The organism is Psychrosphaera sp. HA2-10 (genome assembly GCF_055693745.1).
The window spans coordinates 500411-513047 of sequence record NZ_CM146341.1 but is presented as its reverse complement, the minus strand read 5'-3'; the positions used below and the strand labels follow the sequence as shown (position 1 = coordinate 513047).

Here is a 12637-nt window from a genome sequence, read left to right as displayed (position 1 = left end):
ATAGAGTTTAACAACAAAGCGCTTAACTCAAAATAGTTTTGTATTTATTGAGCAATATATCAACACTTGATGCATTTAGTTCATAAATAGCTTGCAGTTATAGTACTCACCGTTATAATTCTCATCGCTTTATAGCAAGCCAATCTGTGCCGGTGTGATGGAATTGGTAGACATGACGGATTCAAAATCCGTTGCCTTCGGGCGTGGCGGTTCAAGTCCGCCCACCGGTACCACTTCTCTTATTTAAAAAGAGAAAAATAAACCGACTACTCTGAAAAAGAGCGTCGGTTTTTTTATGCCTGAAATTTGGATAATAATCATGACGGACAGAATTACAGACAAACAAGTTCAAGAACTTACTAATCATATCGCTGACAAATGCGAAGCAATGGGCTTAGAGCCAGAACAGATAGTTGACGGTATTGCTAGAGCATTAATCGCGGCAGCTGACACCTTTGACTTTGCAGATCTAAACGTTGGTATTGATAACATTGGTACGTGTAAAGTCGAGCTGGTGGACTAATACCAGCTCGCTTTTGGACTGGAATGAATTATTTGAGTTTTGGCAGACTTATTTACTTTTTTGTGAAAAACTGGTCCACCGCGAATATTCATAGGGTTTACAAATTAGTAAAAATTTTGAATTATTCTGTCCAGTTATACACCACCGCTAATGTCTGTTTACTAGCAGCCCATTAACAGTAGTAACTTCTTAAACTATTAATCTTAGTCCAATAAGTTACCAAGATTAAATTTATGCTCACTATGGAACCTAGTGAACAAGTCCGCAGATATTTCTTGTTATTATTTATTAATTTATTTAATGCGTTTCCAATGAGCTTCTTGTCTTGGTCAGTAAAATCGTGCCTTTTTTCTCTTAATATAACTAACTTCAAAAACAAAGTATTTCTAGTTAATTTATCAGTACAGTTTAGCAGTGCCTTTATGTTGTTCGATAGGTCACTTCGATCTATTTCTAGTAACAAAAACCTTAATAGCATTTGCTCCGCGTCAGTTACGTCATCATCCAGTTTGTGAATTAAAAAACTCTTGAATCTGGGCTTCTTAGTCGCTAGGTCGTTGGACATCATTTCTTCAGCTACATTTGGTATTGAGGCCCTAATTACGGAAAACAAAACTCTAACGCTATTCAATATCTTTATTTTATCTCGCTCATCAATTCCTTCTTCTTTAAACTTTTTCTCAATAGTTGGAATTATATGAGGTAGCAAAATGTTTTCGTCTAATCTAGTAATATCAACTTTCATTGAAAACAAATATGACTTTAAGATCCGATCGAAAGTTGATACTACCCTCTCTCTATCCATCAATAGTTCTGTATTTCTAAATACCCGTGCAAAAAGGGATATTTCTTTTTTAAAGCGCGGATATTTGTTAGTAAAATCTTTATCCAAATTAGAAATGTTGGTAGGTTGAGATTTTTTGTATTTAGAGGGTTACTAATATCTTGCTCACTATCATGCTCTTCTCTTGTAACCTTTCTATTTTCTATCTCCCTAGCAAGATCGTCACTAGTTGATGCTATATCCAGTAACGATATACTGGTCATGTCACTTAAGTCCGTTTCCTCAAGGTTTACACAATGTTTTAATCGGATATCTGGCTTTATGGCTCTGATTGAGTTTTTCGATTAATTCAAATTGTTCAGTAAGTCCGACATCAACAGAGCCGTAGCCTTTTTTAGAATTTCCTTTTCTAATTCAATGCGTTCTATTTTCTTTTCAAGCTCACGTATCTTAAGCTGCTCTGGTGTCATTGGTGTGGCTTTAGGCGCTTTGCCTTGCCGCTCTTCTTTTAATTGTTTAACCCATTTACCGATCGTTGAAAAACCAACGTTCATCGCCTTAGCTGCCTCTTCATGGGTGTAACCATGATCGACCACCAATTGTGCCGTCTCTAATCTAAATTCAGGACTGAAATTTTTACGTGACTTCTTAGCCATTACCTTCACCTAATATTGCTATGAACGAATCATAACATCCTCTAATTAGGTGGCCAAAATCACTATGCCACTACACTTGCATAAAGTGAATTTATTTAAGAGTTAAGAGAATTATTAATAATTTTTATAGTAGACAATTATAAGCATTCATTTTTATTTCCTTTGCCACCCCGACAAGATGATTGTTGCGCAGAAAATGCGCAATAAAAAATACAAAAATACAAAAATACAAAAATACAAAAATACAAAAATAATAAAAGTACAAAAATAATAAAAGTACGTAATCATCTAGGGGAGAGGTACATGTATAAGAACTCAATTTTATTTAGAGCTATTCAGCTGGCTATTTTTACCACGTCGGCCACCGCTTTGGCCGAAGAAGAACAAACAAAGGGAAAAGAACAACAAACTGGGTTGGAGAGGATCACTGTTACTTCCAACAAAAAAGTACAGTCCATTCAGCAAATACCAACTTCCATCCAAGCTTATTCCGGAGAGCACTTGACTAAGAACAATATATCTAATTTATTAGATATGTCTGAAAGTTTGCCAAATGTACACATCACTGAATCTTCAAGTAGTAAACGAATTGTAGTTCGAGGTATAGGATCGGGCACTAACTCGGGTTTTGAGCAATCGGTTGCCATGTACAAAGACGGCATTTACTTGGGCCGGGGCCATCAAGCCAAATTTCCATTTTTGGATATGCAAAGGATAGAGTTAGTAAAAGGACCTCAAGCTATTATGTTTGGTAAAAATGCCACGGCTGGGGCTTTGAGTATGATCACAAACTCTCCTACTGATGAGTTTGAAGGCGAAGTGAGTGCAACTATTGGTTCAAACAAACAACGAGAGTTCAGTGCAGTATTGAATTTACCTGTGACTGATGATTTTGCTTTGAGGTTAGCTGCATTTAACAATTCGGAAGATGGATATATTTACAATCAAGCACGTGATCAAGACGAAGTAGATACGTCTTCTAGTGGTTTTAGGCTATCTGCATTGTGGCAACCAAGTGCTAGTTCAGAATTTAATTTTAATATTGAGCAAGGGCAGTTTGACTCAAACGGCTCTCGTTATCAGTACATCATTGATGAAGAAAGTAGAGGGCTACAAATTGCAGCCGATCCAACAAATCCGGCGAATGTGGGTTATCGAACGCTGTTATTAGCAGATGACTCAGGTTTAGATTATACCAGTTCGATTTCAGGTGCTTTCCACCCTGGTGGGTTAGACGAAGGCAGTGACACCGATTTACTCAATTCAAGTCTTCAATATGTATATTCTGGTAATGACTATGAGTTTACCTCTGTCACCACTTATAGTGAGTACGATTGGGATTCTGTATTTGACGCCGACTACTCAGAAGTTTCTTTGATCAAACAAACCTACATAGAAAACTACGAGCAATTTACTCAGGAGTTCCGAGTAAGCGGAGCCTTGGCAGAAAACTTAGATTACGTAACAGGCGTTTACTTTCTCCACAGTGAGCTAGAACACCCTAATGATGTGTTGTTAGGGGCTTCTGTGCTTATTCCAGATCTACCTGGAGTCTCCATTGGTACAACGGCTCAGTTTGAACAAGAGCAAACCAGCTATTCCGCATTTGCTGCGTTAAACTGGACTTTGTCTGATCAATGGAAATTAAATTTAGGCCTTAGGTACCAAAGTGAAGATAAAGAAGTCACCAGTGAGCAAGGTGTTTACACCTTATTTTCTGAGCAAACTCCAGCGCCAATACAAGCTTATGCAAACTCTATAGCGCCAGTATTAGCGACGAGTTTATCAGGAGCCGGGCAACACAAGTTTTCAGCTGAACGTTCGGAAAGTCATTTATTGCCAAGTGTCAGCTTAGAATTTCACGGCTTTGAAGATACTTTAGTCTTTGTCAGTGCTGGTAAGGGGGCAAAAGCTGGTGGTTTCGATGGTTCAGGTTTGAATGCTTCAATGGGGTCTGCTCCAGACCCTGATTCTGGTTTTGAGTTTGAAGACGAAGAAGCGACGAACTTGGAGTTTGGCTTTAAGTCTGAATTGATAGATCAAGTGTTAGAGTTAAACGCTACCGCCTTTTATACCAACTATGAAAACCTGCAAGTCTCTGAGTTCAACGGTAAGGCCTTTGTTGTAAACAATGCCGCAGAAGCAAAAGTTAAAGGGGTTGAGTTGGATGCGCGTTGGTACATCAACGACAACTTCGACTTAACCTCTAGTTTCGCTTTATTAGACTTTGAATATGACAAGTTTACAGGTGCATCACCTACGGTTTATCAAGCTGAACTATTAGGCATGGCAACTCAGGATCTCTCTGGCGAAACAGGGGCATTTGCACCTAAATATTCTGGCAACGTAAATTTGAACTATCACTTAGATATGGCTGGTGGTTACCTACTCGATACTACTTTATCAGTGCAGTTTACAGACGATTTTTATCTTGAGCAGGATTTAGACCCTATTGCTCATCAAGATGCTTATCAGAAATTGAATCTTCGAATTGAGTTAACAAGCCCAGAGGGTGACTTTTCGATAGCGTTACTGGGAAAAAACTTAACCGACAAAACGACATTTTCACAAGCAAATGATGTTCCTGTCTTGAGCTATGCTCATCGTTTTCTAGTTGAAGCACCTAGAAGTGTCCATTTACAAATGAACTATAGATTTTAGTTTTTAGTCGATGTTATTTGGGCAATTTGAGCTGTTCGCCAATGTCGAACAGCTTCTCTCTCATCCAAGTATTAACTGGGTCTTGTTCTGCTTGTTTGTGCCAGTACATATGGACAGGTAACACAGGTACTTCGAATGGAAGGGGGATAACTCGAACCGGCATTTCTTGCTGTAGAATATTGGCATAAGCATTAGGCATAGTCAGTAACATATCGCACTGGCTGATCACACGGGTGGCTGCAAAGTAGTGCTCACAGCGCAGTGCAAACTGTCTTTTTTTTCCCAGTTTAGCCAAGGTCATATCGACTAAATCTACTTTTGAATCTTTTAACGTGACGAGTACGTGTTGCGCTTTTACGTAATTTTCCATTGTTGGCTCAGCCAGAATGGGATGGTCATGACGACAAATCAACGAAAAACTCTCATTACAAACGAGTTGATGTTTAATGTTATCTGAGGTTGGTGTTAGTACGTCAATAACGATATCTAACTCTTGCTGTTCTAAGGCAGCTTCCATTTCTAAGCGTGTTGTTTGACGGCTATTTATCGTGATGTTTGGCGTGTTGGTCAGTAAATCTGTGACTAAGGTTGGAAAGAAAATCGATTCTAAAATATCTCGGAAACCAAACTTTATTTCCCTAGGGTATTGACGAATATCAAAGTCACTTTGCGGTATTAACGTTTCGTTGAGTATTGCTAAAGCTTTCTCTACTTTTGGTATGATCTTTTGGCAATAAGTTGACGGCACCATTTTTCGGCCATGGCGAATAAACAATGGATCGTTAAAACTATCTCGCAGTCTTGCCAGAGCATGACTCACAGCAGGTTGAGTAAGATGTAGCTTATTTGATGCGGCGGTTATTGAGCCTTCCTGATAGACGGTTTTCAACACTAAAAACAAATTTAAATCTATCTTACTATGCAGCATATTTATATTAGGCCATTAAATTACATCACTTTTATTAGTCTTGTTGATATTTAGACTGAAGTCAACCTTATTAAAATAGAGACAACGATCATGCAACAAGACTCAATCGAGCAACAAGTACTAAAAATGACGGTGGGGAGTGACAAGTTCAATGTGCCGATGCCGCCAAAGTTTACCGACTTAGAACAACAGCGTGAATATGAGAAACAGCGCTTAGCCGCAGGCTTTAGAGTTTTCGCTAATCACGGCTTTGACGAAGGCTTAGCTGGCCATATCACAGTGCGCGATTGCATTGAACCTGAAACATTTTGGGTTAATCCGGTTGGCGTACATTTTTCACAAATTAAGACGTCAGACTTAGTGCGTGTTACACACGATGGCAAGATCATCGAAGGCAATATGCCAATCAATAATGCAGCGTTTGCTATTCATTCACGAATTCATGCAGCAAGACCTGATGTGAATGCGGTAGCTCATGCGCACACCACTTATGGTCGTGCTTTTTCTGCATTAGGTCAGTTGCTGCAACCTATTTCTCAAGATGCATGTCTGTTCTACGAAAATCACGGTTTGTTTAATACCTTTACTGGTGTGGTTGCTGATTTAGAAGAAGGTGACTTAATTGCCGAATCATTGGCTGACCACACAGCTGTTATCTTACAAAACCATGGTTTGTTAACCGTAGGTAAGTCGCTTGATGCTGCGGTCGCAAATTTCTGTATGATGGAAAGTTGCTGCCAGAGTCAGTTATTAGCTCAATCGGCTGGCGACTTACAACTGATCGATCACGATACGGCGATCAAAACCAAGCGAGCCAATGGTTCAGAGCTAGTAACATGGGGCAACTTCCAACCTCTTTACCAAGTTGTATTGAGACAAGACGACAGCTTTTTGAAATAAAATAATAAAAACAAAACCTTAACATAAGTCTGCTTGAGGCTAGTCTGAATAAAAAACATAACAATGCACTCCGAGGTAGATAACGCATTTAGCTCGGAATCAAACAGCCTAGTAATACCTCAGCACAGATAACGATAAAAACAACTTATGTAGAGCGGTAGATGAAAGAGAACAAAGTGATTTTACTGAGGAGAGGCTATGAATCAAATCGACATTACAGGTGTGCGCACATCAGATGACATTGGATTGTTAGACACGTCATCAATTACAGAGCAGAAACTGCCAAACTCTCTGTATCGAGCTATTCAAGAGTCGGCACAATATTGTCCCAATCAAATCGCAATAAAGTACATCCTCGATGGTGATGTTATCAGCCAAGACAAGATCCCATTTGCTAAAAAGGTCTTGCATAAAGCCATTAAATTATTAAAAGGGCAGGAATATGCTGCCCCTTATCGAGAGGTAACTTATTCGCAATTAGCCAACAAGGTGACTCAAACTGCAAATGCCTTGAGAAAATTAGGTATTAACCGAAAGGATGTAACTTCGATAATTATGCCTAACTTTCCAGAGACTTATTACAGTCTTTGGGGGGCTTCGACAGCGGGTATAGCCAACCCGATAAACCCATTATTAGATGCCAGCATCATAAAGGAGATAATGTTGTCATCGAATACCAAGGTACTAATCGCATTAGGGCCTCTACCTGGCAGCGACATTTGGCAAAAAGTATTAGCCATTAAAGATGAGATCCCTAATTTAAAAGCAGTGATCAGTGTATTTGGCAAATCAATTCCTGCTGATAAGCAAAACAAGGTTCCAGTGCTGAGCTTCAGTGATTTATTAAAGCAAGAACAAACCGAAGAGTTAGAATTTGAAGAGCCTAACCAAAGAGATATTTGCGCTTACTTCCACACTGGAGGTACAACAGGTCTACCTAAGTTGGCCCAGCACACGCACTTAAACCAGTTAACTAATGCCGGTCAGGTGAACTTGATCTCTCCTGTATCACCGGGTGATACCATTTTTGTTGGATTACCTATATTCCACGTTAATGCTGCGGTGGCGACGGGAATTGGTCCAATAATGAATACCTCGACTATTTTGTTAGCGGGACCTGCGGGGTATCGCGGCAAGAATGTCATGGCTAACCTGTTAACACTGATAAAGAATTACAAAGTTAGCCTAATAATGGCGGTACCTACTGTTTACGCAGGGATACTTACTGAGCTTGAAAAGCGCAATGAAGAGAATTTTAGCTTACCGGATCTTAAACTGGCAATTAGCGGCGCGGCTCCACTTTCTAGTGAGTTACAAAATAAGTTTATCCGTGAAACGGGTATTAATTTGATTGAGGGTTATGGCTCAACAGAAAGCTCTTCTGTTTGCAGTTTGATGCCGGTAAGAAGCATAAATGAAGAAGCTTCTGTTGGTCTGATTATTCCAGGTATGAAAGTAGCAACCGTTGAGATAGGCAGTGACGACCAATTAATTAAGCAATGTGGCGTTGGCGAGGTTGGAGAAATTGTTATTGCTGGCAATAACGTATTCCCCGGATACTTAGATGAAGCTCACAATAAAAACTTATGGGTCACACTGGAAGATAACATTAGCTACGTGCGAACTGGAGATTTGGGACGTTTTGATAAACACGGTTATCTGTCTTTAGCTGGACGTAAAAAAGAACTGATCATTCGAGGCGGCCATAATATTGACCCTAAGATGATTGAAGACACAGCGATGAAGCACCCAGAGGTTCAGTTGGCGGCGGCAGTACCTCGTCCTGATACATACTCTGGTGAATTGCCTGTTCTGTACGTCACAAAAACACCAAACAGCACAATAACCAGCGAAGAGTTAATGGTGTTTATGCAAAAGCAGACACCAGAACGTGCAGCTACTCCTAAATTGGTTAACATTATCGAAGAAATGCCTTTAACCGCGGTAGGAAAGATTTATAAACCTGAGTTGGTGTGTGCACAAATTACCAGTGTGGTAACCCAAGAGGTTGCAAAGATACTCGATAAAGAAGATTTTAAGGTTTTGGTCACTATAGACAAAAAACTTGGTATCAAAACGATTATTGAATTATCAGATGAAAAACAAGAGGAAACAGAGAGACAAGTTAAACAGCAATTGGTTGGGTATGCTTTCAAATACCAATTGCATTTTATGTCCACAACAACACAGGCGGTTTAGCATGAGTAATTCAGTCATTATGGATATATTTTTACCTATTGCGCTGGCCTTGATCATGTTTGGTATGGGGCTTGGACTAACGAAACAGGACTTCACTCGGTTGTGGCTTACGCCTAAGCCTGTATTAGTAGGTCTGTTTGGCCAGTTGATCCTGTTACCAATTATTGCTTTTGGTATTTGTGTTTGGTTTGAGTTACCGCCTGCTTTAGCAATTGGAATGATGATCTTAGCTGGAAGTCCAGGCGGCACTATGTCTAATGTGTTGAGTCAGTTGGCAAAAGCTAATCTAGCCTTATCGGTTACCTTAACTTCCATCTGTACTTTAGTTTGTGTTTTTACCACACCTTGGTTGATTCACTTTTCTATTCAACATTTTGCTGAGCAGAACGCGCCGGAATACTCTTTGTTAGGTACTTCTATTGGACTTATTGCGATTACCCTTATACCTGTTTTACTAGGCATACTTGTTAGGCAGTTGAAAGCAGAATCAGCAATTAAATACGAAGTGCACTTTCGACGCTTTTCCTTATTTTTTATGATCTTAATGATAGTTGCATTGATGATAAAAGAGCGTCACTTACTGGTTAGTTCATTCGAACAAGTGTTTGCAGCCAGTATGACTCTCAATCTGTTGTCTGTGGTTGTTGGAGCCTTGTTAGCAAAGTCATTTTTATTAACGGATAAAGACGCACTGACTTTAGGTATTGAAGTTGGGATCCAAAACGCAACTATGGCGATACTTATCGCGGTCAGCTTTTTACATGAACCTTCATATGCCATAACGGCAGGGGTTTACGGTTTGACCATGTATTTGGGGCCATTGCCGTTAATTTACTGGAAAAAGTTTAAACAAAAACGCCAAGCGCCTCAGGTTGTGGCTGACTAACCTGAGGCAAAAGCCGCTTTTATTCTTTCTCTAAACCAAGTTAGTGCTTCATCATTGGAACTGCTTTGATGCCAATATAAGTGAGTAATTACTTTCGGTAGTTCAATTGGCATTTCTAATACCGCTAGATCTGAGTCTTGGATCTGTTTGGCGATCATGCTGGGCAACGTCAGCAGATAGGGACTTTGTTTTAGCATGAGTTTCGCGGTCTGATAACTTTGACAGCGTATATCTATCTGCCGGTTTTCTCCCTGTTCTAACAAAGCATAATCCTCAAGCACTCTGCCTGTCGCTCGACTGGAAACGGCAATGTGCTTTTGGGCTAAATAATCTTTAGCTGAGAGTCTGTTGGCACAACTGTGTCGTTTGTCCATAACGACACAATATTCATCACTAGATAATATTAGGTGTTCAATAGGCAGTTTGATTGGTAAAGCAATGTTTATTGCCGCATCGATTTTTTTGGCGGCAAGCTGACGTGTAATATCTTCTCTAGGTGTTCTGACACTGGTGAGTTTTATTTTAGGCGCTTGTGCTAACAAGGTTTTCTGCAGTTTAGGGAGAACTATTGGCTCCATAGGTTCAGGTTGAGCCAATCTAAATGTCTGTTGTGATTCTGCTAAATCAAATTCGCCACAACTTTGTAACACCTGTCTAAGTTGGACAAGTGTTTCGATTAATTTAGGTGCGAGCCTCTCACACGCTGGAGTTGGAATCATCTGACTGCCTTGTCTAATGAATAATTCATCGCCAAGTGTCTGACGCAATCGCTTCATCGCGTGGCTAACGGCTGAAGGGCTGATAAACAAACTCTTAGCTACCGTAGTCATATTGCGTTCTCGATACAAAAACTCAAACACTTTTAACAAGTTTAAATCGAGTTGTTGGATTTTATTTGGGTCAATCATTTAGCTAAAACCAACTCTTTAATGTGATGAATTATATTCACAATAGACTATCAATATACTTCACTTCATTCACTTTGTTTTTTGCTTTAGTCTGGTTTTATTCACTTAAAGGAAATCGATTATGAACTTTGAACCAAGTGCGAAGAGCCAAGAGTACTTAGCTAGACTAAAAGCCTTTATGGCGGAACATGTATATCCAGCCGAACAGGAAATTTTAGCCACCAATCGAGCGCTAAATGAAACCGCTGATTGGACTAAATGGCAGTTACCACCTCAAATAAATGAGTTAAAACAAAAAGCAAAAGCCGCAGGTCTTTGGAATTTGTTTTTGCCTGATGCTGAACTCGCCGAAGGTTTAACTTGTTTAGAGTATGCCCCGTTAGCCGAAGAAACTGGCAGAGTCTTTTTTGCTCCGGAAATATTTAACTGCAACGCACCTGACACAGGAAATATGGAAGTCCTTTATCACTTTGGTAACGACCAACAGAAACAAGAATGGCTAACACCATTATTGGCTGGGGAAATACGATCGGTATTTGCTATGACAGAGCCAGATGTTGCCTCATCAGACGCGACAAATATGCAAGCAACCATCCAAGAAGATGGTGATGAGCTGATATTAAATGGTCAAAAGTGGTGGAGTACAGGTTTAGGTCACCCAAATGCAAAGGTTGCTATCTTCATGGGGTTGTCTAATCCAGAAAACGACAAGCATTCACAACACTCTATGGTACTGGTGCCGCTGGATTCCGAAGGTGTTGAAATCAAACGTATGCTGACAGCTTATGGCGACTATGATGCACCTTATGGCCACGGCGAAGTGTCGTTTACTAATGTAAGAGTGCCAAAAAAGAATTTGATCATGGGGTTAGGTAAGGGCTTTGCAATTGCTCAAGGCCGTTTAGGTCCAGGCCGAATTCATCATTGCATGCGAGCTATTGGTGCAGCGGAAAGAAGTTTAGAGTTGATGATAAAACGCGGCATGGAACGCGTGGCGTTTGGTAAACCTATTATCAAATTAGGTGGCAATCTAGAACGAGTAGCACAGGCTCGTATGGCAATAGATCAAGCGAGGTTATTAACCTTACACGCCGCTTGGAAAATCGATACATTAGGGGTTAAACAAGCAATGACTGAAATATCGAGTATTAAGGTTGTGGTGCCTAATATGTTACAACAAGTAAGTGACATGGCGGTGCAAATATTTGGCGGAGCTGGAGTTTGTTCAGACCATCCTGTAGCCAGCTTTAACCAGATGGGACGTATCCTTAGGTTAGCCGATGGTCCTGATGAGGTTCATATGGGCATGGTTTCTCGCTTAGAGTTAGCAAAGTACAAATAGGTAATCGTGATGAAAAAGACCCGTTACTTGATCACAGGTGGCGCTTCCGGGCTAGGTAAATCCTTAGCTTTAGCACTGGCCAAACAAAATCTAGCTGAATTGAAAATATGTATTGCCGATGTAAACGATGAGCGTGGTGAAGCGGCTGTTAAAGAGTTAACTAACCTTGGTGCAGAAGCTTTTTATCAACGTTGTGATATCACCGATATGCAAGATGTTTCTGAATTGTATGATGCTGTTAATACTAAGTGGCAAGGCGTTGATGTAGTTTATAACAATGCTGGAGTTGCGACAGGAGGTTCGCTGCAAAGCGAATCTATTGAGCAATGGCAGTGGATTTTGGATGTCAATTTACTTGGTATGGTGCGGGTTAGTCAGGTGTTCCTTGAGGGCTTTAAAGTCCAGGGACACGGACATTTCGTAAACATAGCGTCACAAGCAGGGTTAACTCCCATACCTCTAATGAGTAGTTACAACTCCGTAAAGTCGGCTGTAATTGCTTTGTCTGAAACAATGAAATTAGAGCTTGCTCAGTACAATGTCGATGTGAGTGTGGTTTGTCCGAGTTTCTTCAAAACCAACCTAGATGAGTCGTTGCGCACGTCTGAAGCATCGGTCGGTAATTTGATGAATAAACTGTTTGAGAGAGCGAAGCTTTCCTCAGATCAGGTTGCACAAACCATCGTGAACAAAGTTAACCAAGGTCAGTTTTTGATCTTAACTCACAAAGAAGGCATTAAAGCTTATCGATTGAAAAAGTTGATGCCTATCAATTGGTATCTATCCATGATGTTAAAACAAACTAAGGCTTTGTTAAAAAAGGGCCAGTCGTTAAGCAGGGAACAATAAC

At 40.2% G+C, this 12637-nt stretch carries 10 protein-coding genes, 1 tRNA gene and 1 pseudogene; 8 read left to right on the top strand and 4 right to left on the bottom strand.

The features are described from left to right. The first annotated feature begins 148 nt into the window (after window positions 1-148). Together ACZ1GV_RS02450 and ACZ1GV_RS02445 are read left to right on the top strand one after the other, a co-directional pair. Window positions 149-233 (top strand) — tRNA-Leu (locus tag ACZ1GV_RS02450). Between the two features lie 86 nt (window positions 234-319). Then, window positions 320-523: a hypothetical protein gene (locus tag ACZ1GV_RS02445; protein ID WP_210560147.1), complete on the top strand. Its 204-nt coding sequence runs from the start codon at window positions 320-322 to the stop codon at window positions 521-523. 172 nt (window positions 524-695) lie between these two features. Here ACZ1GV_RS02445 and ACZ1GV_RS02440 read toward each other — a convergent pair whose 3' ends face one another. Then, entirely contained in the window at window positions 696-1415 is a 720-nt protein-coding gene (locus tag ACZ1GV_RS02440) for a hypothetical protein (protein WP_472675089.1), read from the bottom strand. A 183-nt stretch (window positions 1416-1598) separates the two neighbouring features. Then, window positions 1599-1963: pseudogene (locus tag ACZ1GV_RS02435) on the bottom strand (transposase); the annotation flags it as partial. 303 nt (window positions 1964-2266) lie between these two features. On the opposite strand from ACZ1GV_RS02435, the gene ACZ1GV_RS02430 reads away from it, so the two are divergent. Continuing rightward, window positions 2267-4624, top strand: a complete 2358-nt coding sequence (locus ACZ1GV_RS02430) for a TonB-dependent receptor (protein WP_472675088.1) — start codon at window positions 2267-2269, stop codon at window positions 4622-4624. Window positions 4625-4637: 13 nt separating this feature from the next. Here ACZ1GV_RS02430 and ACZ1GV_RS02425 read toward each other — a convergent pair whose 3' ends face one another. Then, on the bottom strand, window positions 4638-5552 hold the full coding sequence (locus ACZ1GV_RS02425; protein ID WP_210560150.1) for a LysR family transcriptional regulator: 915 nt from the start codon (window positions 5550-5552) through the stop codon (window positions 4638-4640). 90 nt (window positions 5553-5642) lie between these two features. Here ACZ1GV_RS02425 and ACZ1GV_RS02420 point away from each other — a divergent pair, with 90 nt between their 5' ends. The 3 genes from ACZ1GV_RS02420 to ACZ1GV_RS02410 all read left to right on the top strand — a co-directional run bounded on the left by ACZ1GV_RS02420 (window position 5643) and on the right by ACZ1GV_RS02410 (window position 9537). After that, window positions 5643-6452, top strand: a complete 810-nt coding sequence (locus ACZ1GV_RS02420) for a class II aldolase/adducin family protein (protein WP_210560151.1) — start codon at window positions 5643-5645, stop codon at window positions 6450-6452. A gap of 198 nt (window positions 6453-6650) precedes the next feature. Then, window positions 6651-8651 carry an AMP-binding protein gene (locus tag ACZ1GV_RS02415; RefSeq protein ID WP_472675087.1) on the top strand — a complete coding sequence of 667 codons (2001 nt, stop codon included), beginning with the start codon at window positions 6651-6653 and terminating at the stop codon, window positions 8649-8651. 1 nt (window position 8652) lies between these two features. Continuing rightward, entirely contained in the window at window positions 8653-9537 is an 885-nt protein-coding gene (locus ACZ1GV_RS02410; protein WP_210560152.1) for a bile acid:sodium symporter family protein, read from the top strand. Here ACZ1GV_RS02410 and ACZ1GV_RS02405 read toward each other — a convergent pair. Next, window positions 9534-10445: a LysR family transcriptional regulator gene (locus ACZ1GV_RS02405; protein WP_210560153.1), complete on the bottom strand. Its 912-nt coding sequence runs from the start codon at window positions 10443-10445 to the stop codon at window positions 9534-9536. The genes ACZ1GV_RS02410 and ACZ1GV_RS02405 overlap by 4 nt on opposite strands. Before the next feature lie 121 nt (window positions 10446-10566). Here ACZ1GV_RS02405 and ACZ1GV_RS02400 point away from each other — a divergent pair, with 121 nt between their 5' ends. Then, entirely contained in the window at window positions 10567-11787 is a 1221-nt protein-coding gene (locus ACZ1GV_RS02400; protein WP_210560154.1) for an acyl-CoA dehydrogenase family protein, read from the top strand. Window positions 11788-11796: 9 nt separating this feature from the next. Continuing rightward, window positions 11797-12636 carry an SDR family oxidoreductase gene (locus ACZ1GV_RS02395; protein ID WP_472675086.1) on the top strand — a complete coding sequence of 280 codons (840 nt, stop codon included), beginning with the start codon at window positions 11797-11799 and terminating at the stop codon, window positions 12634-12636. Window position 12637: the final 1 nt, after the last annotated feature.